At 61.6% G+C, this 23,271-nt stretch carries 19 protein-coding genes and 2 pseudogenes; 17 read left to right on the forward strand and 4 right to left on the reverse strand.

Going from position 1 to position 23,271, the window contains the following annotated elements:
- Nucleotides 1-361: 361 nt before the first annotated feature.
- The gene (locus BN2476_RS04780; protein WP_087733017.1) at nt 362-550 is read right to left on the reverse strand and encodes a hypothetical protein; all 189 of its coding nucleotides are present in this window, start codon (nt 548-550) and stop codon (nt 362-364) included.
- Nucleotides 551-1,455: 905 nt separating this feature from the next.
- On the opposite strand from BN2476_RS04780, the gene BN2476_RS04790 reads away from it, so the two are divergent.
- From BN2476_RS04790 to BN2476_RS04850, 14 genes and pseudogenes are all read left to right on the forward strand, one after another.
- Nucleotides 1,456-1,641: a Flp family type IVb pilin gene (locus tag BN2476_RS04790; protein WP_087733019.1), complete on the forward strand. Its 186-nt coding sequence runs from the start codon at nt 1,456-1,458 to the stop codon at nt 1,639-1,641.
- Between the two features lie 99 nt (nt 1,642-1,740).
- Nucleotides 1,741-2,220: an A24 family peptidase gene (locus BN2476_RS04795; RefSeq protein WP_087733182.1), complete on the forward strand. Its 480-nt coding sequence runs from the start codon at nt 1,741-1,743 to the stop codon at nt 2,218-2,220.
- 20 nt (nt 2,221-2,240) lie between these two features.
- On the forward strand, nt 2,241-3,248 hold the full coding sequence (gene cpaB / locus BN2476_RS04800; RefSeq protein WP_087733020.1) for a Flp pilus assembly protein CpaB: 1,008 nt from the start codon (nt 2,241-2,243) through the stop codon (nt 3,246-3,248).
- Between the two features lie 47 nt (nt 3,249-3,295).
- Nucleotides 3,296-4,657, forward strand: coding sequence for a type II and III secretion system protein family protein (locus tag BN2476_RS04805; RefSeq protein WP_087733021.1), 1,362 nt, complete (start codon nt 3,296-3,298; stop codon nt 4,655-4,657).
- Nucleotides 4,658-4,680: 23 nt separating this feature from the next.
- A complete protein-coding gene (locus tag BN2476_RS04810) occupies nt 4,681-5,064 on the forward strand; it encodes a CpaD family pilus assembly lipoprotein (RefSeq protein WP_087733022.1) in 384 nt (127 codons plus the stop codon).
- A gap of 15 nt (nt 5,065-5,079) precedes the next feature.
- A complete protein-coding gene (locus BN2476_RS04815; protein ID WP_087733023.1) occupies nt 5,080-6,294 on the forward strand; it encodes a CpaE/TadZ family protein in 1,215 nt (404 codons plus the stop codon).
- Nucleotides 6,294-7,670 (forward strand): TadA family conjugal transfer-associated ATPase, encoded by a 1,377-nt coding sequence (locus tag BN2476_RS04820; RefSeq protein WP_087733024.1) that lies wholly within the window; start codon nt 6,294-6,296, stop codon nt 7,668-7,670. Before BN2476_RS04815 ends, BN2476_RS04820 begins: the two co-directional genes overlap by 1 nt.
- Nucleotides 7,667-8,644 (forward strand): type II secretion system F family protein, encoded by a 978-nt coding sequence (locus tag BN2476_RS04825; RefSeq protein WP_087733025.1) that lies wholly within the window; start codon nt 7,667-7,669, stop codon nt 8,642-8,644. Before BN2476_RS04820 ends, BN2476_RS04825 begins: the two co-directional genes overlap by 4 nt.
- On the forward strand, nt 8,641-9,591 hold the full coding sequence (locus BN2476_RS04830; protein ID WP_087733026.1) for a type II secretion system F family protein: 951 nt from the start codon (nt 8,641-8,643) through the stop codon (nt 9,589-9,591). The genes BN2476_RS04825 and BN2476_RS04830 overlap by 4 nt, the downstream gene beginning before the upstream one ends.
- Nucleotides 9,588-10,454, forward strand: a complete 867-nt coding sequence (locus BN2476_RS04835; protein WP_087733027.1) for a tetratricopeptide repeat protein — start codon at nt 9,588-9,590, stop codon at nt 10,452-10,454. Before BN2476_RS04830 ends, BN2476_RS04835 begins: the two co-directional genes overlap by 4 nt.
- Nucleotides 10,451-10,921 carry a TadE/TadG family type IV pilus assembly protein gene (locus BN2476_RS04840; protein ID WP_087733028.1) on the forward strand — a complete coding sequence of 157 codons (471 nt, stop codon included), beginning with the start codon at nt 10,451-10,453 and terminating at the stop codon, nt 10,919-10,921. The genes BN2476_RS04835 and BN2476_RS04840 overlap by 4 nt, the downstream gene beginning before the upstream one ends.
- 54 nt (nt 10,922-10,975) lie before the next feature.
- On the forward strand, nt 10,976-11,983 hold the full coding sequence (locus tag BN2476_RS04845; protein WP_087733029.1) for a pilus assembly protein TadG-related protein: 1,008 nt from the start codon (nt 10,976-10,978) through the stop codon (nt 11,981-11,983).
- Nucleotides 11,984-12,158: 175 nt separating this feature from the next.
- Nucleotides 12,159-12,258, forward strand: a pseudogene (locus tag BN2476_RS47960) (transposase); the annotation flags it as partial.
- Nucleotides 12,259-12,465: 207 nt separating this feature from the next.
- Entirely contained in the window at nt 12,466-12,939 is a 474-nt protein-coding gene (locus BN2476_RS04850; RefSeq protein WP_087733030.1) for a YbhB/YbcL family Raf kinase inhibitor-like protein, read from the forward strand.
- A gap of 163 nt (nt 12,940-13,102) precedes the next feature.
- On the opposite strand, the gene BN2476_RS04855 is transcribed toward BN2476_RS04850, so the two are convergent.
- Nucleotides 13,103-16,549: an ATP-binding protein gene (locus BN2476_RS04855; protein WP_087733031.1), complete on the reverse strand. Its 3,447-nt coding sequence runs from the start codon at nt 16,547-16,549 to the stop codon at nt 13,103-13,105.
- 963 nt (nt 16,550-17,512) lie between these two features.
- On the opposite strand from BN2476_RS04855, the gene BN2476_RS04865 reads away from it, so the two are divergent.
- Complete coding sequence (locus tag BN2476_RS04865) at nt 17,513-17,776, forward strand: hypothetical protein (RefSeq protein ID WP_087733033.1); 264 nt, start codon at nt 17,513-17,515, stop codon at nt 17,774-17,776.
- A gap of 309 nt (nt 17,777-18,085) precedes the next feature.
- On the opposite strand, the gene BN2476_RS45330 is transcribed toward BN2476_RS04865, so the two are convergent.
- Nucleotides 18,086-19,141 carry a hypothetical protein gene (locus BN2476_RS45330; RefSeq protein ID WP_143810899.1) on the reverse strand — a complete coding sequence of 352 codons (1,056 nt, stop codon included), beginning with the start codon at nt 19,139-19,141 and terminating at the stop codon, nt 18,086-18,088.
- Nucleotides 19,142-19,612: 471 nt separating this feature from the next.
- Here BN2476_RS45330 and BN2476_RS04875 point away from each other — a divergent pair.
- Both BN2476_RS04875 and BN2476_RS04880 read left to right on the forward strand, forming a co-directional pair.
- Nucleotides 19,613-20,194: pseudogene (locus BN2476_RS04875) on the forward strand (DUF2242 domain-containing protein); the annotation flags it as partial.
- Between the two features lie 1,092 nt (nt 20,195-21,286).
- Nucleotides 21,287-21,637 carry a hypothetical protein gene (locus tag BN2476_RS04880; RefSeq protein WP_087733183.1) on the forward strand — a complete coding sequence of 117 codons (351 nt, stop codon included), beginning with the start codon at nt 21,287-21,289 and terminating at the stop codon, nt 21,635-21,637.
- 1,091 nt (nt 21,638-22,728) lie between these two features.
- On the opposite strand, the gene BN2476_RS47965 is transcribed toward BN2476_RS04880, so the two are convergent.
- On the reverse strand, nt 22,729-23,259 hold the full coding sequence (locus BN2476_RS47965; protein WP_235850696.1) for an antibiotic biosynthesis monooxygenase family protein: 531 nt from the start codon (nt 23,257-23,259) through the stop codon (nt 22,729-22,731).
- Nucleotides 23,260-23,271: the final 12 nt, after the last annotated feature.

The raw sequence follows: 23,271 nt of genomic DNA on the forward strand, positions 1-23,271 counted from the left end.
CATGGCCGACAGTCATTGTCGATTTCGGTTGGCCACCTGGTCTCGATCTGCGAACTGTAAGCGCACGAAACAGATCCGAAATTCTTTCGCGTCAATATTGCACGAGTATCGTCACACGACGATTCATTGCGCGCGCGGCAGTATCGTCACACGACGATTCATTGCGCGCGCGGCAGCATCGTCACCCACCATCAGCGGGAAGTTGTCAGCGCGACCGACGGCAGCGATCGGCGAAGTCGAGCACAGCTCTTCACCGGACGCGCGAATACGCCCGAGAACATGGTGGCACCTGCGCCCAAGGCATCACAGGCGGCATTCGCGTCAAGTGCCTTGCCGGATGTATCCCGGTCGCGCGAGGCGGTCACGTTGCCAGAACGTCCAGCAGCTCCTCGGTGCTCATGATGCGAACACTGTCCTCGAGCAAACCCAAAAAGACCGTGTCGTACAGGATCTCCTGGTTGCGAACCGATAGATCGGTGCGAGCGGTAGTCATCTCTAGCGCGGCACTATGAGCCTGCTGGAGGATCTGGAGGGACGTTCTCTTTTCCATGCCTGTATAACGGCAGGGATGGGAAGAAATGAACCGTGCCCTTCGGTGACTCCGCGGGATGAGCGTTCGCAGCGGTCATCCGTATCAGCAGTGAATCCAGGCACACAGCATGTGAAAATTTTCGACCCAGATTTTCCTTGCGCATATATTTAGCCATCCTATTTGCAAGCCTTGCGCCCTGTACGACGAGACCGATCAGTGACCTATGAGGACTGCTGGCGCGGGCAAAGCCGTGCTATTTCCGAGAGATCATCTCCCCACACTCGACAAGGACTTCGGCGAAATCCTGCTGATCAGTACCTCCAGCCCACTTGCAGTTCGCAAGATCGGAGTCCCTATGCGCGACGATGAGAGCAGCGGGCACGGAATCATGCCTGCCTGTTAGTTCAGCAAATCCCTCAGATCTGTTAGAGCAATTTTCATTATGCGTCGCATTCTCACAGCCCGCGATGTTCTAGAGAACCGATTGTGGTCGCGCCTTGAAGCACGCGCGGTAGATTTCGGATCTGTTGGCACAATATCGGGTCGGGACGAATATGTCATGGCGTGAGCAATTACACCGACTACTTGTATGTCACGAAAGCTTCGCTGACATCTCGGCTCCGAATAAGCTTAAGCAATCCTTAAGGCAAGTAACGGGGCTGAATTAGAGGGAATTTCAGCCTCATTTCCGCAATTTAACGGGTCTGCCTCTCTCCTATGATGACGGTGCGAAGGGTTCTGGAAACTGTTACTGCAAGACCTGCCATGCAAACGTTTGCGACGGGTTCGCAATTTGTACTCGAAATGCTCGCATGACGGACAGCCCAGACATTCGACAACGATGCTGAAGAGCACGGCGTCGCGCGAAGGATGCGACCCCGCTATTTTGGTATCCATATATGTTTTCCCACACGGAGTCCTCCATGCTGCAATTCTTCAAGTCTCTGTCGCGCGACGAACGCGGCGTTAGCGCACTCGAATACTCAGTGCTCGCAGGCATCGTTGTCATCGCGGTCGTGGCGGCCGGCGCCGTCTTCAGCGGCCCCGGCGGTCTGCCAACGCTGTTCTCGAACATGATCACGAAAGTGACGAACGCCCAGAACGGCTAATCGCTGTCTCCAGTCTGTGCCGCAGCAGGGAAAACCCGGCTTCCCGCAAGGGAGCCGGGCGCCTTGCTCGCACAGCAGGACATCACGGAAAAGCACTCGATGCAGTACGCCGCAAAATCCGCAGCCTGTCTCGTGTTGGCATCGCTGGCTCTCAGCGACATGCGCTCCCGCCATTTGCCCACGCGCGCCGTATTGCTGGTCGCCTGTCTCTACGGTGTCGACGCCGAGGGAGTCAGTCTCTTTTCGCTCGCAGCGCACGTCGCTACTGCGATGATCGCCTTCCTGGCCTTTGCACTGTTATTTCGGTTCGGCTGGATGGGCGGCGGCGACGTCAAGCTTGCTGCTGCCGTCTTTCTATGGACGGGGCCAGCTTATGCATGGCCGGTCTTCTTCATCGTGTCCTGCTGCGGACTGTTTTTGGGCATCGCGGCGCTCGCAATTCATTCGTACCGCCATCGTAAAACAGCGGACTCGCCGCAGTCCACGCAGCACGTGGTACAGCACGGCGTGCCCTACGGTGTTGCGCTCGCTGTCGGTGGCATTGCCGCCATCTGGCTGCCGGTACTGAACCGCCTTTAATCATCCGGCCGTCTCACACCATGCCCCGCATCCTGAAGCTCGCCATCCTGATGCTATTCGCGGCAATCGGCGCAGTAGTGTTCCGAGCGCTCTTCGTGGCCGCATCGCAACCGGGCCCCGCGCGCCCGCCCGTCATGGACCACGTGCGGGTGGCTGCGGCTGATCTGCCAGAGGGCATGCTGTTACGCGACAGTGATCTGACGTGGAAAGAAATGCCGCACAAGCAGGTTCCACAAGGGGCGCTCGTCAAAGGTGAAAAGGATGATGCACTCGTACCGGATCTCAAGGGTGACGTGCTGCGTCATGCTGTAAAAGCCGGCGCGCCGCTTGGCAAGGCTGATGTCATTGCCCCCGATGCCCCCGGCTTTCTTGCTGCCGCATTACTGCCGGGCATGCGTGCAATCTCGGTTGCAATCGACGACGTCTCCGGCAATGCAGGATTGATCCAACCCGGCGATTACGTGGACGTGCTGCTCACGCGTCAACTCGACGGGTCCGGCGGCGAGCACCAGAACGACCCGCGCTCTGTGGAAAGCGAGACCGTGGTGAACCGCGTCCGCGTACTCGCGGTCGGCTCGATCTTCCAGCGACCGAAAGCGGATACCACCGACGCAAATACGCGTGCACGAACGGTCACGTTCGAAGTAACGCCGCATACCGCGCAGGTGGTGGCTGTTGCAAGCCACCTCGGTTCGCTCTCGCTCGCGCTCCGTAGCTTCGCAACAAGCGATCGCAATCCGCCCGCTACCGGCGTCGAAACGCTGCCTCAAACGCCGCCAGTGTGGGCCGGCGATGTCTCCCGCGCGCTGTTGCCCGTGCGAGTAGCGGCGCGCGGTAAAGCGGAGCCTGTGCCGACGGTTCCACATCCCGTGATCGTCTACCGCGGATCCAAAGTGTCGGACGCGGCGGGAGACATACGTCCCATCGTCAACACCGGCGTCCCTGGCTTGCCGCCGTTGCCACCGTCCGCGCCCGCGACGGTGGCGGAACAGAGCCCGCTGCGCGAGCAGCGCAACGCACAACCCTGATCCTTCGGCTCGCGAAGCGAGGCGTCGGAGTCTGACTGGAAGAAGTCATGTTGCATCGTGTCTATTCGGCAGTGAGGGCCGGTCTGATCGCGGGATTCGCACTGGCGATGGCAGCGGCCCACAGCGCGCACGCTGAAAGCGCCAACGCGACGCTGGCCGTCGCGGCCGGCGCGGGCGAAATGCTGCGCCTGCCGGAAGCAGCCGTCGCTGTGTTCGTCGCCGACCCTGACGTCGCGGACGTGCACGTGCCTACCCCGCAGACCGTCTTCGTGCTCGGCAAGAAGGCCGGTACCACAACCTTGTTCGCGCTTGGTGCGAACAATCGCACGATCCTGCGCGAGACCGTCGTAGTGAGCGCCGATACGGATTCGATCCAGCGCATGCTCGACGCCCGCTTCCCCCGCTTGCACCTGAGCGTGACGGGAGCGCCGGGTTCGCTGATGGTGGACGGACGCGTGCCGGACGCGGCGTCTGCCGACGCCGTCATGCAGTCCCTCACCCCATATCTGCACGACAAGGAGAGGCTCGTCAACCGGCTCACGCTGTCGCGGCCCATCCAGGTCCACCTGCGCGTGCGCATCACAGAAGTCGACCGCAGCGTGACGCAGCAATTGGGCATCAACTGGAACGCACTCGGCCAGAGCGGGAACTTCGTCGGCGGCCTCATTAACGGCCGGGCCGCAGCGGCCACGACGCTCTTGCCGACCGGCGCTTTCTCCATCCTTGGCGGATACAACGTGGGCAAATGGGCGATCGACGGCGTACTCGATGCGCTCGACCAGGAAGGCCTCATCACGATGCTTGCGGAACCGAATCTCACTGCGATATCGGGTGAAACCGCGAGCTTTCTCGCCGGCGGCGAATTTCCAATTCCGGTTGCGCAAAGCCAGAACAATTCGATTACGGTCGAATTCAAGGCTTACGGCGTTTCTCTCGACTTCACTCCCACGGTGCTGGCCGACAACCGCATCAGCCTGAAGGTGCGCCCCGAAGTGAGCGAAATCGATCCCGCCAACAGCGTGACGATCGACTCCATCAAGGTGCCGGCGCTGACGGTGCGCCGCGTTGAAACGACAGTCGAACTGTCGAGCGGACAAAGCTTCGCTATCGGCGGACTGCTGCAAAGCAAGACAAGCGACGTGCTCGCCGAGTTGCCGGGTCTTGGCAGGCTTCCAATACTCGGCAAGCTCTTCTCGTCGAAGAATTACCTGAACAACAAGTCCGAGGTAGTCGTCATCGTGACGCCGTATGTCGTGCAGCCGGCCGACCCGGGGCGCCTGCGCCAGCCGATCGACTCCCTGGTGCGGCCGAGCAGCGACATCGAGTATGTACTGCAGAGCAAGCTCGGGCTCGACCCGCTGTCGGGCACTGTGCCGCGGCTTGTCGGCGCCGCAGGATTCATCTACTGACGGAACTGCCAGGAGAACATGCGATGCTTTTTCGTCTGACGACCCTCCTCTCCCTTGTCGCGCCGCCGCTTGCATTGAGTGCATGCATGTCGGCCACTCCGCCCATCGGGTTGCCCGATGCCTCGGTGATCGGCTTCGACGGGTACAAAGCGCTCGCACCGGACTGCGCCACGCTCGCCCAGCCGTCGCATCTGATCGATGCGGGCTTCGGGCGCCCAGGGGTGGCGTTCGGTTGTGCAACCTATACCAATCTCGCCGTGATGCTGGCCCGGCCCGCCGACCTCGTCGAACCGTTGCCCTATGCGGGAGCCGACGCGACAACGGCTGCAAGCGCGGTACGCCGCTTCGACGAAGGACGCGTGAAGCCGCCCAACGCCACCTCGACCACGATGCAACTGACACACTGACTGGCTCCCACGTCCATGAGCGCACTCAACCTGTTCCGTCCCACGATCACCGCGTCTGAGCCGGTGGACTTGCTCGCGGTCTTCTCAGACGCAACCAGCATCGATGCCATGAAGAGCCTGATCATCGATCAGGCCATCGCGAACGCCCATGCCCAGACTGGCACGATCGACGACGCGATCCATCTGCTGCGCACTCTCATCCGTCCGCCGCGGCAACTGCTCGTCGATGTGTCCGGCTCGGAGATGCCGCTGTCCGACCTCGCGCGGCTCGCCGACGCGTGCGCTCCGTCAGTTTCGGTCGTGGTGATCGGCGAGCGCAACGATGTCGGCCTTTATCGCAGTCTGCTTGAAGTCGGCGTGCAGGACTATGTCGTCAAGCCGATCACGGTCGAATTCCTGCGGCGCGCCCTCTCCGCCCGCGATCCGTCGGCGCCGGCGCGCACAGGCAAGGTCATCGGCTTTGTCGGTGCTCGAGGCGGCGTGGGCACGACAACTATCGCCGTTTCCCTTGCACGTCATCTCTCTGCAGAAACGCTCAGACAGGTTGTGTATGTCGATCTCGACCTGCACGGCGGTGCCGCCGGTACGATGCTTGGTCTACGCACCGGCACCGGCCTGACCGAACTGTTGCAGGATCCGGGCGCCATCGATTCGCCAGCGCTCGATCGTGCCTTGATCGCGGCCGATGACCGACTTTTTGTGCTCGCCTCCGAGCTCGCGTACGAGGCCGAAATCGCCCTGCGCCCTGGCGCACTCGCCAACCTCGTCAATGTGCTCAAGCGGCGCTTTCACTACGTGCTGCTCGACCTGCCCCGGCGCAACGGGCGCAGCCTCGAGGAAATCCTCGATGTCTCGCAGAATGCCTGTATCGTCGCCGACCGTTCTGTGTACGCAGCCCGCGAGTGCGCCCGGCTTATCCGTTTCGCAGAGGAACACAAGGGCGAACCAGAGATTTCCGTGCTGCTGAACAACCCACTCGAGCCGGTTGCTGATCGCGTCCATCCGCAGGATTTCAAGCGCGCACTTGGGCGCGCCGTGGTGCATGAGCTGCCCCACGAGCCGAAGTCACTTGCCCGCGCGGAAAACCTGGGCGAACCGATCGGCGCTCGCACGGGGCGCGAGGGGTTTGCGGCCGCCATCGAGCGCCTCGCCAACTGCCTGACTGGACGAGAGTCCGCAGCATCGCTTCCATGGCACACGAGGCTTCTTAAGCTGCGGAGGATTGGCTGATGTTCGGCGTAAAGAAACACGTGCCGCAAGCGCTGTCGCACGCCGATGCCGGGGCAGTCGAGCCCGCAGCACCGATGGGCGCGCCGCAACGAACGCCCGCTGAAGGTTACGAGGCGCTCATCCGCTCGGAGAATTTCCGCAAGATCCGCACGGTGGTGTTTGCATCGATGAACATGTCCGCGGCGTTGATGAAGACGCGCGAGCAGGTGAGCGCCGCGATCGAGGAAATAGCCACTGATGTGGTGACGCGCGAGCAGCTGAACGTGACGGTGGCCGAGCAGGCGCTGATCGTGGGAGAAATCGTGAACGACATGTTCGGTGTTGGCCCGATTGAGCCGCTGCTCGCCGACGATGCCGTCACCGACATTCTCGTCAACGGTCCGGATCAGGTCTATGCGGAAAGGCGTGGCCGGCTTGAGCTGACCCCGCTCAAGTTCCGTGACAACGCACATGTGATCAACGTCGCGCAACGGATCGCGGCAGCCGTAGGACGGCGCGTCGATGAAAGCAGCCCGATGGTCGACGCGCGGCTTGCCGACGGCAGTCGCGTCAACGTGGTATTGCCGCCCATCGCGTTGCGGGGTGCGTCAATCTCGATCCGCAAGTTTGCACGGCGCAATATCACGCTCGCGCGCATGGCCCAGCAGGGCAACATCTCGCAGGAGATGGTGCGGATGCTGAAGGTGGCCAGCTCTTGCCGCCTCAACATCATCATCTCGGGCGGAACTGGCTCGGGCAAGACTACGCTGCTCAACGCCCTGTCGCATCACATCGACGAGCACGAACGCGTCGTAACGATAGAGGACGCGGCGGAGTTGCAATTGCAGCAGCCGCACGTGGTGAGTCTCGAGACACGGCCTGAAAACAGCGAGGGACTGGGTGCGGTGACCCAGCGCGATCTCGTGCGCAACGCGCTGCGAATGCGGCCCGATCGCATCATCCTCGGTGAAACCCGCGGCCCGGAAGCGTTCGACGTCCTGCAGGCGATGAACACGGGACACGACGGTTCGATGACCACGATTCACGCCAACACGCCGCGCGATGCAATCACACGGCTCGAAAGCATGGTGATGATGGCCAACGGGAACCTGCCACTCACCGCGATACGGCGTCAGATCGCCAGTGCAGTCCACCTGATCCTGCAAGTCGAGCGCATGCGCGATGGCGTGCGCCGCGTCACGCGCGTAACGGAGGTGGCCGGGATGGAGGGCGACGTGATCATTACGCAAGACCTGTTTGCGTTCCGCTACGATGCCAGCGCCTATCAGGAAGACGTGAAAGGCACGTTCGAGTCGTCGTCGCTGCGGCCCGTGTTCGCGACACGCGCCGCCTACTACGGACTTGAGCAGGCGCTGATGGAGGCGATGCGTCCATGACTCCCGCAGACGTCGTCGCTGTTGGCGCGTTCTTCGCGATCGTGGTCGCGGGACTGATCATGTCGTCGCTGCGCGATCTGCTACGCCGCCAGCCGCGGCGGCGCATTCAGGAACGCATGAGGCAAGTTGACCGCCTGCGCGCTGCACGTCAGGCAACCGTACCCGTAGATGCAGGCGGCGCGCTCTTCGAGCGAACAAAAGACTATAGCGCCGTGCAGCGCTGGTTTCAGCAGCGCGTTCAGCGCATCAGGACCGTGAGCGGCGCGAGCGGCATGCGCATTGTGTGCGCAGGCGGACTCGTGGGCGGCATTGCTGCATTCGTCATCGTATGGTTTGCACCGCTGCCATGGTGGACGCATCCGTTGGTCTATGCCGCACTTCCGCTGGGCATGACAAGGCTCACGTACCGGTTTCTGATTGCGCGCTTTCGTGCAGAGTTTCTGCTGGTGTTTCCGGATACGCTCGACCTTATCATCCGCGCCGTGCGTGCCGGCATCCCGGCCGTACAGGCGATCAGCACGGCCGGGCAGGAAGCCGATGAACCCGTTCGCTCGACTTTCCGTACGATGGGCGACAGCCTGCGACTCGGCGCAGATCTGAACGAGGTACTCGACAAGGCTGTCGCACGCGTGCAGATCGCCGACTTTTCCTTCTTTGCGGTGTGCCTGCTCCTGCAGCGCGAGACAGGAGGCAATCTCGGAGAAACGCTCGAGAACCTCTCGACCATCATCCGCACCCGCCGGGACATTCGCCTGAAGACACGCGCGTTGACCGCCGAGGGGCGCATCGCAAGCAAGATCATCGCCTCGGTGCCTTTCGCGATCACGGGCTTCCTGTATGTGATCAACCGGCCGTACGTGGACCTGCTCTTCCATACTCGCGCGGGCCACAAGATGCTGATGCTCGCCGCCGTGCTGCTCGTCGTCGGTCTTTCGTTGATCCAGAAGATCTCAAAGCTGGATACTTCGCGATGAACCCTATCGATTCGCCTGTCGCCCGCGATCTCGCGCTAGTGCTGCTGCTGTGCGGCGGACTCCTGCTCACGTTGGTGTGGCCGCGCGGCACACGACGACGTATTGCCCATCGCACGCGCCGCACCGTGCTGCGTGCAAAGCCGCAGCAGCTTTCGCGGAAGGAGGAGCAGGTCGCCGACCTGTGGCAACGCCTTCTGAAGAACTTTGCATCGCTTGGCGAACGCGTGCCCGTAGGCGGCCAGGCGCAGCGTAACAAGCTGCGCGAGCAGCTAGTGCGAGCTGGATTTCGCGAGCGGCGTGCCATATCGATGATGATCGGGCTAAAGCTCCTCGCCGGTGCGCTCTTTGCGTTCGCTGCGATCGGCGTCGGGCCCTACGTGCCGCGGATCGGCGAGTACTTCGTGTTCCGCGTGCTGATGATGGGGGCGGCATTTATCGTTGGCATGATCCTGCCGGAGATTGCGCTCGACTCTTTGGGCGGCCGCAGGCAACGGATCATTTCATCGTATCTGCCCGACGCGCTTGATCTGCTTGTGATTTGCACGAACGCGGGCAACAGCCTCACGGTCGGCGTGAAGCGGGTCGCGCGCGAACTGCGCACAATCTGTCCGCCGCTCGCCGACGAGTTCACGGTGACAGGCGATGAGTTGCAGATCGGCAGTGACAGCGCGGTCGCGTTGCGCCATCTCGCCGAGCGCATCGGTCTGCCGTCCGTGCGCGCGCTTGTAGCGACGCTGATCCAGTCACAGCAGTACGGCACACCGATCACGCAGTCGCTGCGCATGCTGTCGCGCGCCGAACGGACCGCGCAGATGATGGCGCTGGAAGAAAAGGCCGCAAAACTCGCGACCAAAATGACGATGCCAATGATGTTCTTCATCCTGCCAACCGTCGGCCTGATCGCTGCCGGTCCTGCTGTAATTCGCCTGATAGCGGTGTTCAAATGAAACCTCTTCCAGCGTTGCTGCGCTCCCTTGCTCTCGCGTTGCCGCTCGCCAGCGCCCTGCTCGCCGGATGCGCGAGCGGCGGCAGCTTCAACCCGCGTCCCATCTCGTCGTCGGCAACCACGAACGGGACAACCGATCTGCATGTGGCCGAGAGCGCACTCCGGGCAGGCGATATCGAGCTCGCAGGTACACTGTTCGAGAAAGCGCTCGCGGCCAATCCGAACTCGGCGGAAGCTCAATTGGGCCTTGGCGACGCAATGTATCTGAGCGGCGACCTCGAACGCGCCCGGACCCTCTATCAGCGCGCCGCACAGCAAATGCCCGGCCAGGCGGCGACGCAACTCGGCCTTGCGCGCGTCGCCTTGAAGCAGCGCCGTCTCGACGATGCAGCGGCGCTATACCGGGGGCTCGTCGCAGCCCAGCCTGACGATCCCTTGGTGTGCGAGGGCCTGGGGACCGTGCTCGACCTCGAAGGACATCACGCGGAAGCGCAGGCTATCTACCGCAGGTCGCTCGCGACCCATCCGGATGTACAGGGATTGCGAATCAACCTCGGGTTGTCCCTGATCCTCGAGAACAAGCCGCGAGAGGCCGCGAACACGCTGCTCGATGTCGCGGGCTTGCCGAATGCACCGCTGCAGGCGCGACAGAACCTCGCGCTCGCGTACGGCTTGCTTGGCAATGCGGAAGCGGCGAAACAGATCCTGCTGGTCGACCTGCCGCCGTCTTCGGCGGACGACAATCTCCGCTTCTATCAGTCGCTGCGCGACAGATTTGCCGGAAGCGCTTCTCACGCGAGCGACGCGAACGCCAAGGCGGTAGCGGCAGGCGGGCCGGCCTCCATTCATGACGTACCCCGATGAGCCGCACCACGTCCTGCCCCTATCCGCCGCGCGGCACACCGGGTGCCCGTCGCGCATCGAGCGGCGGCGAACGCGGTTCGATCGCGCTCGAGTTTGTGCTGGTGTTTCCGTTCCTGATGCTTGTGTTGTTCGGCATCGTCGACGTGAGCCTGCTGCTGTGTGACAAGGCGGTTATTACCAACGCGAGCCGGGAAGCCGCGCGCGCCGGCGTGGTCGTGCGGATTCCCCAGTTCACGGTCAGTCAGATCAGCAATGTCGCGTTGAACTATGCACAGCGTAATCTCGTTACGGGCGGTACAGCCACGGCGCCGACCGTCACCGTGGATCAGTCGAATGGCACATCTCCCGGGAGCCCGTTGCAAGTCACCGTGACCTATCAGTATCGGGGGCTCGTGCTCGGTTCAGCTTTTGCTTCGCTGACTGGCCCGGTCACGCTGTCAGCCACCACCGTAATGAACTACGAGTGAGACTGGCCCATGTACCATCCCGCACACCTCCGACGAACCACGACAACCCGTGAGATGAAACGGCAGCGCGGATCGATCGCCATGTTCTTTCTGCTGTTCCTTGTCGTGTTGCTGAGTTTCGGCGCATTCGCAGTCGACCTCGCACGCGTTAGCGTCGCGCGCAACGAACTCCAGAACGCGGCAGACGCCGCCGCGCTTTCTGGCGCATCGGCGCTGATGTCAGGGGGCAACGGCGGTCCTGCCTGGCAGCAGGCACAAACCGCAGCAGGCAGTGGAGTGGCGCTGAATCGCTCTGACGGACATACGCTCACGACGGCCACAGTCCTGTCCGGCTACTGGAACCTGTCCGGCAGTCCCGCTGGCCTGCAGCCGACGACGATCACGCCCGGCACTGACGATGTACCCGCTGTGCAGGTGATGGTGACGCGCGCCGCAAACGTGAATGGCGGCGCGATCGACCTGTTGCTCGGATGGGTACTCAAGCTCCTTAGCACACCGGGCAGTGCGACGGCAGTCGCGGTCGCGTCGGCGCCTGGCACGGTCGGCGCGGGCGGCCTGTTTCCCGTGGTGTTGAACCGGTGTCTGTTTGATCAGTACTGGAACGCACAGACGAATCAACCTTTGATTGACCCGAATTCGGGCCAGCCCTATGAACTGAACATCCTGAATGGTCAAATGGATGGGGGTTCATGCTACGCAGGGCAATGGACGTCGTTTCTCACCAACGCGAACAACGTGCCGACCATCCGCGCGCTCATGGCAAATGGCAACCCATCCCCGCTAAGCATCGGCGATAGCATCTGGATCGAGCCCGGCGCGAAAACCACCCTGTACGACTCAGTGCCATCGAACGTGACAGTAGTCATGCCTGTCGCAACGCAGATCGACATCAAATCGTACGTGCCGATCGTGGCGTTCGCGGCGTTCCATATAGATCAGGCAGTTGGCGGCAACCAGAAGTATATTCAAGGGCATTTCGTTGGCGGCTACCGAATTCCTGCATCGGCTACCGGTGTCGGACCTGACTACGGCGCTTATATTGCCCCGCGACTCGCCGGGTAAGGCGTCGAAGCGTTCGGCAGCTTTGGCTGTACAGCGAGGCCGATCGTCAGTTCATGACGGATTCGGGACCCTTTCAGGCACCTGAAGACGATTGAGGACCGCATTTCATCTGATCGAGGTTTCGATCCAGGCGTTCACTAAGCATTCGGCGCTCTGCAAGCGAATCGCCGGGGTACAGGGTATCGGTCCGATCAACGGCCACCGCTATGGTCGCCTCCGCGGGTGATGCCCGGCAGTTCCGCAACGGCCGGGATCTTGCTGCCCGGCTGGGGCTCACGACCACGCTTCGCAGTGCCAGGTGTCGGCCCGTAAGAGACGGAGGCATCTTCCGGTCATGACGGGCGAACAGCGCTTGCGACGGCACCTGATCCCGTCGTATATCATGAAATTTCCGGCAGACGGGAAGATCCGATCCGTCACAGACGTGCGAATCCGTTGACCTCGCCCGCACCGGCGCTTACGACCGTCCGCATGGAGTTCCCATGACCATGAACCTGACGTCCCCAGCCTTTCAACACGGCGATGAAATCCCCAGGCGTCATACGTGCCAGGGCGGAGATTTTTCGCCCCCACTTGTATGGTCCGATGTGCCCGCGAACGCGAAGAGCCTCGTCCTGATCGTCGACGATCCCGATGCCCCCGATCCGGCCGCGCCGAAAACAGTCTGGGTGCACTGGGTTCTCTACAATATTCCGCCGCCGACCGGCGGTCTTGCAGAAAGCGCGGCCGGAGTCCAGGTACCGCCTGGCACGCTCGCGGGCGCCAACGACTGGAAGCGAGCGACGTACGGAGGCCCCTGCCCGCCCATCGGTCGTCATCGTTACTTCTTCAAGCTGTATGCGCTCGATGCCACGCTGCCAGATCTCGGCACGCCCCGCAAGTCCGCATTGGAAAAAGCAATGAAAGGGCACGTGATTGCAGAGGCGCACCTTCTCGGGACATACCAGAAGCATTGAGCGGAGGCGTGCTGCGTCCGTATGAAGTAATCGTTGGCATCCCGAAGGACGCCGATATGGTCCTGAACCGGGCGTAACTGCGGCGGCAAGAACGGCATGTCGAAGGCGATCTGTTTCAACCGGAAGGCGTCAGGCGGGGGACGGTCGCAGACGCCCACCCTTGCTAGCTACCTGCCCCTTGGTCCCATTGCAAGGCACCTGCCTCCTCCGCCATTTCACCGAGCAACACCCTCGCTTGCCGCAAGTCGGCGGTGTCGGCACCTTCAGTGAAGACGTCGCACACCCGGTTCAGCATCCGCCCCGCTGCGGCTGTCCTGCCCTGCTTTCGCCACAGGCGAGCCAGGCTCACAGTTGCGCGCAGCTGCAGCGACGTCGCGCTTTGGTCGGCCGCGATCGCGATTGCCTTCTGAAAGCATGCTTCCGCTTGTTGCTGGTCCGTGGATTCGCGCGTTCGATCGGTCGGATGCGCAAGGAGCAATTCCCCCTTGAGCCGATGCAGTTCCGCTTCGTGAAAATGCTCCCCTGTCTTGTCGACTATGGTCAGCGCGTCGGACAGCGCGCCAAGTCCCTCGGAAACTCGCCCGATGCGCCCGCAGGCTGCGGCACGCAGAGCCAGAAAATAAGAGTGCGAGAGCTCAGCGCCCGTAGCCAGGTACGCCGCGAGTCCTTGAGTCATCTGTCCGATGCCTTCATCCGCGTCATCCTGCTCGATCAGCGACGAGCCGCGGAGGATCGTTCCCCAAGCCAGGTAGTACGGAAAACCCTGTTCGGTCGAGAGCGTGATAGTAGCCTCGGCGCATTCCTGCGCCAGTTGTGGTTCCTGCCGGATCAGCCGCAGCATGGCCGCGGCCATAAGCGCGAACGCCAGGCTGAACGGGTGAGAGCTCTTGTGGGCAAGGGAAAGGGCCTCCCGGCTTCGCTCAATGGCCTGATCGGGATAGCCCAGATACCACTGGGTCCAGGCAGCGATGCTCAACGTGCGCACCCCCGGATCCATGCCGTAGACAAAGGCATGAGCATGATGCTGTTCGGGGACGTAGCGCGCGCGCAGTTGCTCCTGGTGCTCACGCGCAGCGACGAAGTCGCCCTGAAAGAACGAACTCGATCCAAGTGCACTATGCGCCTCGACCAACAAATCCGGATCGTGCGCATTGCACGCGACCCGCAGTAGCCGCTCGCCTAGCTCCCGCGCAGTCGCGTAATCCGCGCGCAATGAATAGTACGTCCGCAGGCCGAACTGCACGGGAAAGAGCTGCGAGCTATCACCAATCTGTTCGCACAGCGCCAGCGCACGCGTATACGTTGCTTCCACTTCCGGCGAAGCATAACCGCGCGCCGCCATCAACGCGGGACCGAGCGACAGCCGTAGTGTCAGTTCCTGACGGGCGCGTTCGGGCGTGTCGGGCAAGCGTTCAAGCAACGCCAGGGCCGTGCGGAGGTGCCGCATCGCTTCGAGACTGGCCGAACGCTCCAAGGCCTGCTGCCCCGCGCGGTGCAGGTACTCGACGGCTTTTTGCGAATTGCTGCTGAGGCTGTAGTGGTGTGCCAGCTCGCTGCAATACTCGTTGAGCCGGCCGGCATAGAGTGCCTCGATGGCCTGCGCAGTGCGCTCGTGCAACAGACTGCGTTGCTCAGAGAGCAGCGAGCTGGCGGCGACCTCCTGCGTCAGCGCATGCTTGAACGTGTATTCGATTTCCGGGAAGGCCGGTCGCTCGTAGATGAACTCCGCCGCCTCCAGACGAGATAGCAGGCGGCGCAACTCGTCTTCCGTTTGCTCGACGATCTGCCGGATCAAACTCCAGGCAAACTCCTTGCCGACGATCGCCAGGTGTTGCAGCAACGTCTTCTCCGCGATGGGCAGCCGATCCATCCGTGCGGCCAGCACACCATGCACGGTAGTCGGGATGTGCAGCGCAGCCGGCGTCTTCGCTATGCGGTAATGGCCGGACTCGCCGAGCAGCGCGCCTTCCTCGACCAGGGTCTGGACCACCTCTTCCATGAAGAATGGGTTGCCTTCAGTCTTTTCGAGGATGCGTTGCTTCAGCGGCATGAGGCCGGGTTCATCGCCCAGAAGTACGCTGAGCAGATCTTGCGCTTCGGCCGGCCCGAGTGAGTCGAGCCTCACCTGGCAATAGTTGTCGCTGCTACTCCAGCCAGGGCGATAATCGGGCCGAAAGTTCACGAGCAGGATGATCTGGGCACTCGCCACGCGGTCGATCAGGAACGCAAGGAAAGCTTCCGTCTCGCTGTCCAGCCATTGCAAATCCTCGAATAGCAGTTGAACCGGCTGGTTCAGGCTCTCCCGCTCCAGCAACCGCCTGATCGCTTCGAACGTTCGGTCTCGCCTGATTTGGGCGTCCATGGTCGCGACCGCCGAATCCGGCTCACCGATGCCCAGCAGATAAAGCACGTACGGCACAAGGTCTTCGAGGCCGCGTTCGAGCGTCAATACGCGTCCAGTGACTTTCTCACGGCACCGTCGCTCGTCGTCCTGCGCGGTGATCTGGAAGTAGTTCCTCAAGAGCTCGATCAGGGGCAAATAGGGAAAGGCCTTGCCATGCGACACGGAGAACGTTTCCAGTACCAGGCAGCCGCGCCGCGAGCGCACCTTGAACTCATGGAACAGACGCGACTTCCCGACGCCGGCCTCGCCCACCACACCGACGATTTGCCCGTGCCCCGCCGTCGCCTGTCCGAGAGCGCCGTGCAGCCGCTCCAGTTCCGTCTCTCGGCCCACGAACCGGGCCAGGCCACGATGTGCCGCCACCTGCAGGCGGGTTCGCAACGCGCCAAGACCGAGCAGTTCGTATACCTCCAGCGGCTCCTGAATGCCTTTGATCTGGGTGGCGCCCAGTGCCTTGAACTCGAAATACCCCACGGTCAGCTTGTGCGTCGATTCGCTGACAAGTATGGAAGAGAGCGCGGCGATCGTCTGCATTCGCGAGGCGATGTGGATTGTGTGTCCGACGGGATCATAATCCGTACGCAGGTCGTCCTTGCGGATCGAGCGGACCACGACCTCGCCCGTGTGGATGCCCACGCGAATTTGCAGCGGAATACCTTCCTGCAGACGGACCCGGTCAGCATGATGGCGCATCGCGTCCTGCATGCGCAGCGCCGCGTAAAGCGCCCGCTGAGGATGATCCTCGTGCGCGATAGGGGCACCGAAGAGTGCGAGGATGCCGTCGCCCAGTGACTTCGCCACGAAACCCTCGTAATAATGGACGGCCTCCATCATCAGTGCGATGACGGGAGCGATCAGACGATGGGCATCTTCCGGGTCCCGTTTATGGATCAACGCAGTCGATCCGGCCATGTCGGCAAAAAGGGCTGTGATTGTCTTGCGTTCGACCGCCGTTCCTTGCTGGGCTTCGATTGCGGCCTGCTCGGCGCGAATGCGCTCGGCCAAATGGGGCGGCGTGTAATGAATGGGGGCTTTGGACGATGCCTGAAGCCCGTCGCCAACGGCCGCGCCGCATGCGCTGCAAAAGCGCGCGGTCGCGCTCAGCTCATGGCCGCACCGCGAGCAGATTCGTGCCAGCCTGGTTCCGCACTGTTCACAGAAATTGGCCCCAGCGGTATTTTCGAAACCGCAATCCGCGCAGCGCATATCGCCTCTCGACTTCACCGGGCCTCCGGTCGATTAGACGCCGAATCTACTGACACTTCAAGGCAGATTCGACGCCCGATTGGCAACCGATGATCGCGGGACTACGGCTGCCGCTTTCCAGCGCCGACGCTCACAGAGACGGCAGGCCGCAGATGACCGCGACCGATGCCGCTCGCTCGTCGTCGCGTGGAAGCGCCCGGCGGGATCGCCCCAAGTTCATTGGAACCGGTCTTCAGGGATACTGCGCGCACTGCCCGCCTGTTCAACTACGCCGCGCCCACATGCTTGCCGCAACCACGCATCTGTATCAGGATCGAGTCGCGTCCTCGAAAAAGCGCGAACGTCCATGACAAACGATCCTGATCTCGATCCTGCTGCGGACTCCGACCAACCGAAACGCCCAGACGGCATGACGTTGCGGCAGATTCACGAACAGGTGCGGAAGGCGAGCGTCGTATGCTCGCACGACACTATCAATCGGTTTCAGACAGAACTGATTTCTGAACATATGACAGCGAAGGCGCAAGGAGCCGCTGCCACTACGGCGACCTCCACGTCCGGAACGTGGCTACTGGCGCCAGAAAAACTGCCGCAGCGGCCAAGGGCAGGTAATCAGGAGATTGTTCGACGCGTCGATCGTCTCCGGCGTGACCCAAGTCCGCGCCTGCCTCATGCCGCCCCGCCCACGTGTGAACTGGTGACGGAACTGTCGCATAATCGACAGTAGCTGCGGATGACGGCCCTGTCCTCACTCATAAAGACACGCAGCTCGTGCTGCCCAAAGGAAGTACGGCGAGACAAACGGCAGGACGTATGGCAGAATCCCCCGGCAAACGGCTGCGGCGCCCGACGCGGGAAAAGTAGCAGCGCCGCGGAAGTGACTCTGGCAGCGGCAAAAAGGGGCTCTGTTTCGAGATGCCATCCGTGCCAGGATGATTTTGCTCACCGCGCCGAGGAGACCGCATGGCAGTCCGTAACCTCACCGAATTTTCGTGGGACGAACAGGAAGACGTCAAAGCCGTGCTTGCGAGCCGGGGACTCGATCTGCGGGAATTCGAGATCACGGACAATGATGACGATCCGGCGGACGGCAGGAAAGGCGCGATCCGGAAGATCTCGGTAACGCGGCTCACCAACGGCAAGACGGCGATCTACGACACCGATCACTTCGCCACCTGGCTCACGGATTTCGCCGACGCTCTGGAAGCGGGCGAGTTCGAAGACTGAGGTCGCAGCGTTTGCGCGTTACGTCAACCGTAGACGTTCCTTCGACCCGCATCACGTTGGCGGCATCAGCCTCAACCAAGGGAAATGACTGTTTGTCTTAAGGACTGTTGGACGCCCGCCCTCGCCCACACCTGTTAGCGTGTGTTGGAGCGAGCGGGCAGGTGCGTACAGCAATCCTTACCAAGAGCGGCGGACTGACGTTCGCTAGGACTAGAGGATAAGACGACTTGGCTCAGGAAGGTTCGCGGCGCAGTGTGTATCGTTGCTAGTTGATAGCATCGGGCTGCACCGGGGTGAAGCCCGGCGGCTTCACGGTCCGGTCTTGCCGGAATCAACGTTCGAGTGCTCGACGAGCGCCTTCGCTCCGGTGCTGCTCGAATCGATTGACAGCGCATTACTGGCGTTTTGCCAAACGCACTGCCGCCGTTCCTCTCCGGCGCAACTGCGTGCCGCCTTCAATGCCGCATCACGAGCCCTTTCCCGCGAGACCAGCTCCATTTTCATCAGGAGTGCATCGCGATTGTCCGGCTGCAGAGAAAGCGCCCAATAGACCCCTGATCGGGCCGTACGCAAGTCGTTTTTCTCGAGACCGTCGTGCGCTCGCGCAAGCGCAAGCGAGATCAGCCTGTGATGTCTGCCTCCATATCCCCGGTCATTTGACCTCGCGTACTGTGATGATGTTTCTTCGTTTTGCGAAGCAGAGAATGATGCCTGAGACGGTCGCGACGCCGCGGTAGAAGCAGTCATAGCAGGCGTCACCGACGAAGCGCCAGTCGTGGGCGGCACAGCGGTCGTTATTGTCGGCCTTTCCTCCGTTGCAGGATTTTGCGGAGTGATCGAGCCTCCCGTCGCCTCCGAGCCTTGGGCGGTGGTCGGACCCTGTGCGATGGTCGAGGCCGGGTTATGACGATCCATGTCATCCGACGTCACGGTGCCTTGCACGATACTCGATCTCGCCCGCTGATCGCGCGTGTCGGAATCGACAGACCGGTGCAAAAGTACCGCTCCGCCGAAAAGCACGACGACTGCCGGCAACATCAGCACCGCGCCCGTTTTTAGGCCCCGACGACCGGCACCGCTGCGCATTGGCGGACGAGCGCCGCCATAGCTATGATCGGTATCTGCCAACTGGAAAAAAGGTGTCGACCGCCACGGCCACAGCCGCCGGTCACGCAAAATGTTGGCACGCACGGACGCTGCGCGCGTCGCTGCGACACGAGGTTTCTTCTTCGGCGCACGATCGCCGAACGCAAGCCGAGCAGGTACGCCGCAGTGGGGACAGAAAGAAACCGTCCCCGATACCCTGCCGCCGCATCGCGCGCAGGTTGCCGGAAAAATCGGGCCATGTGCGGTTTGATCACCCACGTCAAAATCTCCTGAAAAAGTGGCCGATGCGACGGGCACAGATAGCGCTCGATTCGATATGCAACATAGCGTTCATTGCGACGACGGGACCAAATCGAACCGCGAGTCCAATATCAGGCAGCGGGGGAGCAGCGTCAACCCCGACATGGCGAGTTCATGTCAGACAATACCCGCGCACGGACGAGAGCGAACCAGGACGAGAGCCGCCGAATGCGAACATGTCAATACGTCAATGGCGCGTGCAACGCGCCTTCGACGATGTACTCGCGCCGTCCGTGCCGTCTTCCTGCACGGTAGCGAATCCCAATTCGTCGGACGACACTGACGCCTTCGCAGAGCGAGGATCCGGCATTAGCCAGTCCGATCGGTGTGCACGCGTGCGGCCGTACGACTTCACGTGAGTCCTTCCCGATACAAAATTGCGGGCATCGGTCAGCGGCCTGTGGTCGGCAATCCGGGCGGGAGCGCGCGCTGTCAATACGTCGCGACATTGGTTGTCATGTGACAACCTTATCGTCGCAGGAAATATCTGCTTGCTCGACACCAAAGCCGCTCTACCAGCAAGAACAGTTTGACGCGAGCGACAGCCCTTATATGCATAGATTCGCCGCGAAAACAGAGCCCGCATGCGAAGCCGCGCGGCGTGCGTTGCTCAGTCAGAGGTACATCGCCAGTTCGACGAAGCCCGATTCGGTGGATGGCTCGAAAAATTTTCAGCCTGACAACGATTCGCACGCGGTGATCGAAATCCACGTGGTATGCATGACCGACGGCCTCAAAAGCAACAGCAGTACCGCGTACGTGAACGCGGCGCAGGATCGCTATGCGCTGAAGAAGAGCAACACTTCGGCCAGCGTTGGGCTGAGCGTGTTCGGATCCCTGTCGCTGCCGATTGGCTCAAGCGATGATTCGATGGTAAAGGTCGCGAGTGAGACGATTCCCGCCGGCGTGTTCTATCAGCGTTTCTTTGCGCTGGTGGACAATTACCTGAAGGCCGACGCCGCGCAACCGGCCGACGTTGCTGCCGCTGCAACTCCCAAGGAGCCGCTGCCGTCAATGAACGATGCTGTACCTCCGATTGGTGCAGCACAGACAGGTGATGATTCGCAGAAGGCGACGACCACCAAGTAGCGTTGACGTAGCGTGCACTCGAACTTGCCCGATCCGCATTCTGTCCGCTGACCATTCGATGCGGTCAGAAGATGGCCAGTCGCTCGCCACGTGGCGCTGCGCTTTCCCCACCTAACCGACGGCCCATTTCTCGAGTTCTGCGCGCTCCTGCACCTCCTCCGACTTTCCTGTTGTGTCAGTAACTGCACTTGAGCGTGCGCAGGAGCGAGTCGCTGTTATCGACTCCACAAATTATTTCGCGCTCAAGCGGTGTTGCAGGCCAACGATGGGTGCTGCCGACCACATGCGACGGGCCTCTTCTCCAATACCGGAGACAGGAACCAGCTTGCGTAAGCAATCGCATCACTGCACCTCACTCCTGCAGGTCGGCCTTCATCTTCCACTCCGCGGGCCTGTTTCGTTCGTGAAGCGGCGGTGTCGCTTCCCGCGCCGGGCTCTTTTTGCGTATGTTTCGGCGATTTGTGGGGAAACGTACCGATAAGATGAAAAGGATCGCTCGTACACGCAGGTCGCTTACGAAAGTTAAGCGTTCTTGTGCGATGCGAACGTGCTGACGCCTTGGCTCCGAAGACACAGTGCAGCGCACGCGAGCGACCCATGGTGACCTGAAAACCGTGCACGCTGCCTGGTACAATCATCGCAAAGGCCGAAGCCCAGGCGGCGGGTTGCCAGGACATCGTACCGAGACCTGATGCTCCCGGAAGTCATCGTTCGTTCGCCTCGTTTGACGTCACCTTCAGTCGTGAAGTGCTCTGCTGTCATGTTGAGGAAGAGCCATTTCTTCTCTCCGGCGGCACCGCGCGTTGTGTATCCGTCCGCAAGACGCTCCGGAAGGGACAATGCGGCGCCACGCCGCTCCCGCCGAACAGCCTTCCCTCTTCTAAGCGCCGCGACGTGTCCGCGCGCATCACGCGCCCGACGACGGAAAAATTCTTCAGCGTCAACCCATGTCGTCGATGTCGCGTTATATGACCAGCGCCGAACTTTTTCAGGCGCAAAAAAATGGAGAATCACATGAAGACGATGTTCGCTGCTCTGGCTTCCGCCCTGCTCGTTTCGACGGCTTTCGCACAAACTGCAGCACCCGCACCGTCGACCCCTGTGACGACGGCGACTCAGGCAGGCAAGGCTGACCTGAAGGCAGGCACCGAAGCACAAGCCGGCGCGACGAAGACGACGGCCGGCAAGGCATCTGGTGAAGCCAGCGTCAAGAAGATTCCCGTCGCGCATGCGAAGACCAAGGCACACAAGGTGAGCAAGAAGACGCACGCTGTCAAGGCGGGGCCCTCGAAGGTCAAGGCCGATGCAGGCAACGAGGCAAATGGCGCTGCCGCGAAGACCGATGCACCTGTGAAGACGCAATAAAGGACGATCGGGCACACACCGGCCCGTTGCTATTGGAATGCCGCACGGGGGGCCGAGTCCAGCGCTCGCCCCGTTTCGTTGGCGCTTCAGTCAACGGCTCCCTCGGCAGCCCTCCGGTTTTGCCATTGCAAGGATTGTTGCCATAGGTTGCGGCGTGCGTGCTTTTTGCTATTCAAGCACATTCGTTAGCATCACTAATGACGATTAAATGCAATGCCTCGCTCTTCAAACGGGTGTCGCCTTTAGCCGCTCGGGCAGCCGTCGCGCCACTCATAGATGTTCCTTTTACAGTTCTCGATAACGGTGTATTGGCCGCGCGTAATGAACTGATTCGCCGTCGATTACGGCATTCCCCAAGATAGACACTTGCCCCATTTCGAGCCAGCATCAGTCGCGCAGCGTAGCCGAAACCAATCCGCTCAAGCGCTAGATGTCCAATTTGTAATCTTGGGGAAACGCCGCCGTTATCCGATGAGCAATGCGTGATAAGAAAGCGTCGTCTTATCGTCGCATTATTGCGGACTCAGGCGGGTTCGCGTGCCATCGACGTGGCCGCGCGCACCCGGTTCGATGAGCGGGTGATACACGAATCCTTCAAGCAATACCGCGAGTTGCACGGGGTAGGACGCTACATTGCATGTGCTCGACGGCGATCGGATGCCCTCTCCCGCGAAGGGGCTTTGCGATCGTTCCCATTCACTCGCCATGCACCGGTGCAACGCAACTGCCTGAACAACGGCAAGCAGGCCGATCACCGTGGTCGTGGCGAGAACGGAACGCGTGGTGATGATAGCGCTGTAACGCAACATGCTCGATCTCCATTCGGAAGTGGTTAGCGAAAGCTCTGCGCGCGCACTCGAAGAATAGAGCTTCAAACCTTATCGTCGGCTTAATTGGGCAGCTGCGAAAAGGATCGTCGCATCTCTGCGGAGCGAATGCGGTGGCAGGCCACGCCAATGAGACGTGCCCGAATCAATGCGACCGGCAACATAATTGTGGCCGCCCACCGAACTCTCAGATGCGGAACCGGCTCGAGTCATGGAGCTTTGAAAGGTTAGAGCGGAATGCTGGGAAACTCGCATGATCCGTTCTTAGGGGGCCGCGCCGCAGCAGTGCGGCGCGGCTACCCGACCGGCCCACGTCGGTGGATCGGCCGCGACACGCCCATCGAGTACAACATGGTCGTCAAGAGCCACATCGATCCATGCCATCATCGGCAGGCAACGCGGCCGCTCTCTACTCTGCTGCCTGGGCCGGTTCGGGCAAAAGCTTCGATGGGCCTCAGATCTCGACGCGCACATTGGACATGCACCGGCGCGATTCAAGCTCCAACGCAGCCAACTCGCCGACTTCCGTTGCCGCGCCCAGTCCGCGAGGCTTTGCCACTCGATCGTGGCACGCACCTGCGGCGATCCCAACAGGTTGCGGTTCGCACGAATCTCGACGATGCCCGGTGCGCGCAACAAGGCTGCGACCACCTGCCTGGTCAATTCCGCATAGGCCTCGAAGTCCGTGGCCGGGAGCAGGTCGCAGGTCTGGACCACTTCGATCGCATGATTGCACCCATCACATAAAAGGTTACTGATACCGTTGCCGATGGCCGCCGCCGGCAGGGAATCCATTGCGTGCGTTTC

Source organism: Paraburkholderia piptadeniae (assembly GCF_900007165.1).
Lineage (GTDB): Bacteria > Pseudomonadota > Gammaproteobacteria > Burkholderiales > Burkholderiaceae > Paraburkholderia > Paraburkholderia piptadeniae.

Excerpts from the sequence above, each read along its gene's own strand:
- BN2476_RS04810 (WP_087733022.1), top strand. The coding sequence starts at position 4,681 with ATGCTTTTTCGTCTGACGACCCTCCTCTCCCTTGTCGCGCCGCCGCTT.
- BN2476_RS04825 (WP_087733025.1), top strand. The coding sequence starts at position 7,667 with ATGACTCCCGCAGACGTCGTCGCTGTTGGCGCGTTCTTCGCGATCGTG.
- BN2476_RS04820 (WP_087733024.1), top strand. The coding sequence starts at position 6,294 with ATGTTCGGCGTAAAGAAACACGTGCCGCAAGCGCTGTCGCACGCCGAT.
- BN2476_RS04855 (WP_087733031.1), bottom strand. The coding sequence starts at position 16,549 with ATGCGCTGCGCGGATTGCGGTTTCGAAAATACCGCTGGGGCCAATTTC.
- cpaB (WP_087733020.1), top strand. The coding sequence starts at position 2,241 with ATGCCCCGCATCCTGAAGCTCGCCATCCTGATGCTATTCGCGGCAATC.
- BN2476_RS04815 (WP_087733023.1), top strand. The coding sequence starts at position 5,080 with ATGAGCGCACTCAACCTGTTCCGTCCCACGATCACCGCGTCTGAGCCG.
- BN2476_RS04880 (WP_087733183.1), top strand. The coding sequence starts at position 21,287 with ATGAAGACGATGTTCGCTGCTCTGGCTTCCGCCCTGCTCGTTTCGACG.
- BN2476_RS04805 (WP_087733021.1), top strand. The coding sequence starts at position 3,296 with ATGTTGCATCGTGTCTATTCGGCAGTGAGGGCCGGTCTGATCGCGGGA.
- BN2476_RS04830 (WP_087733026.1), top strand. The coding sequence starts at position 8,641 with ATGAACCCTATCGATTCGCCTGTCGCCCGCGATCTCGCGCTAGTGCTG.
- BN2476_RS04780 (WP_087733017.1), bottom strand. The coding sequence starts at position 550 with ATGGAAAAGAGAACGTCCCTCCAGATCCTCCAGCAGGCTCATAGTGCC.
- BN2476_RS04840 (WP_087733028.1), top strand. The coding sequence starts at position 10,451 with ATGAGCCGCACCACGTCCTGCCCCTATCCGCCGCGCGGCACACCGGGT.
- BN2476_RS04835 (WP_087733027.1), top strand. The coding sequence starts at position 9,588 with ATGAAACCTCTTCCAGCGTTGCTGCGCTCCCTTGCTCTCGCGTTGCCG.
- BN2476_RS04795 (WP_087733182.1), top strand. The coding sequence starts at position 1,741 with ATGCAGTACGCCGCAAAATCCGCAGCCTGTCTCGTGTTGGCATCGCTG.
- BN2476_RS04850 (WP_087733030.1), top strand. The coding sequence starts at position 12,466 with ATGACCATGAACCTGACGTCCCCAGCCTTTCAACACGGCGATGAAATC.
- BN2476_RS04845 (WP_087733029.1), top strand. The coding sequence starts at position 10,976 with ATGAAACGGCAGCGCGGATCGATCGCCATGTTCTTTCTGCTGTTCCTT.
- BN2476_RS04790 (WP_087733019.1), top strand. The coding sequence starts at position 1,456 with ATGCTGCAATTCTTCAAGTCTCTGTCGCGCGACGAACGCGGCGTTAGC.
- BN2476_RS47965 (WP_235850696.1), bottom strand. The coding sequence starts at position 23,259 with ATGGATTCCCTGCCGGCGGCGGCCATCGGCAACGGTATCAGTAACCTT.
- BN2476_RS04865 (WP_087733033.1), top strand. The coding sequence starts at position 17,513 with ATGGCAGTCCGTAACCTCACCGAATTTTCGTGGGACGAACAGGAAGAC.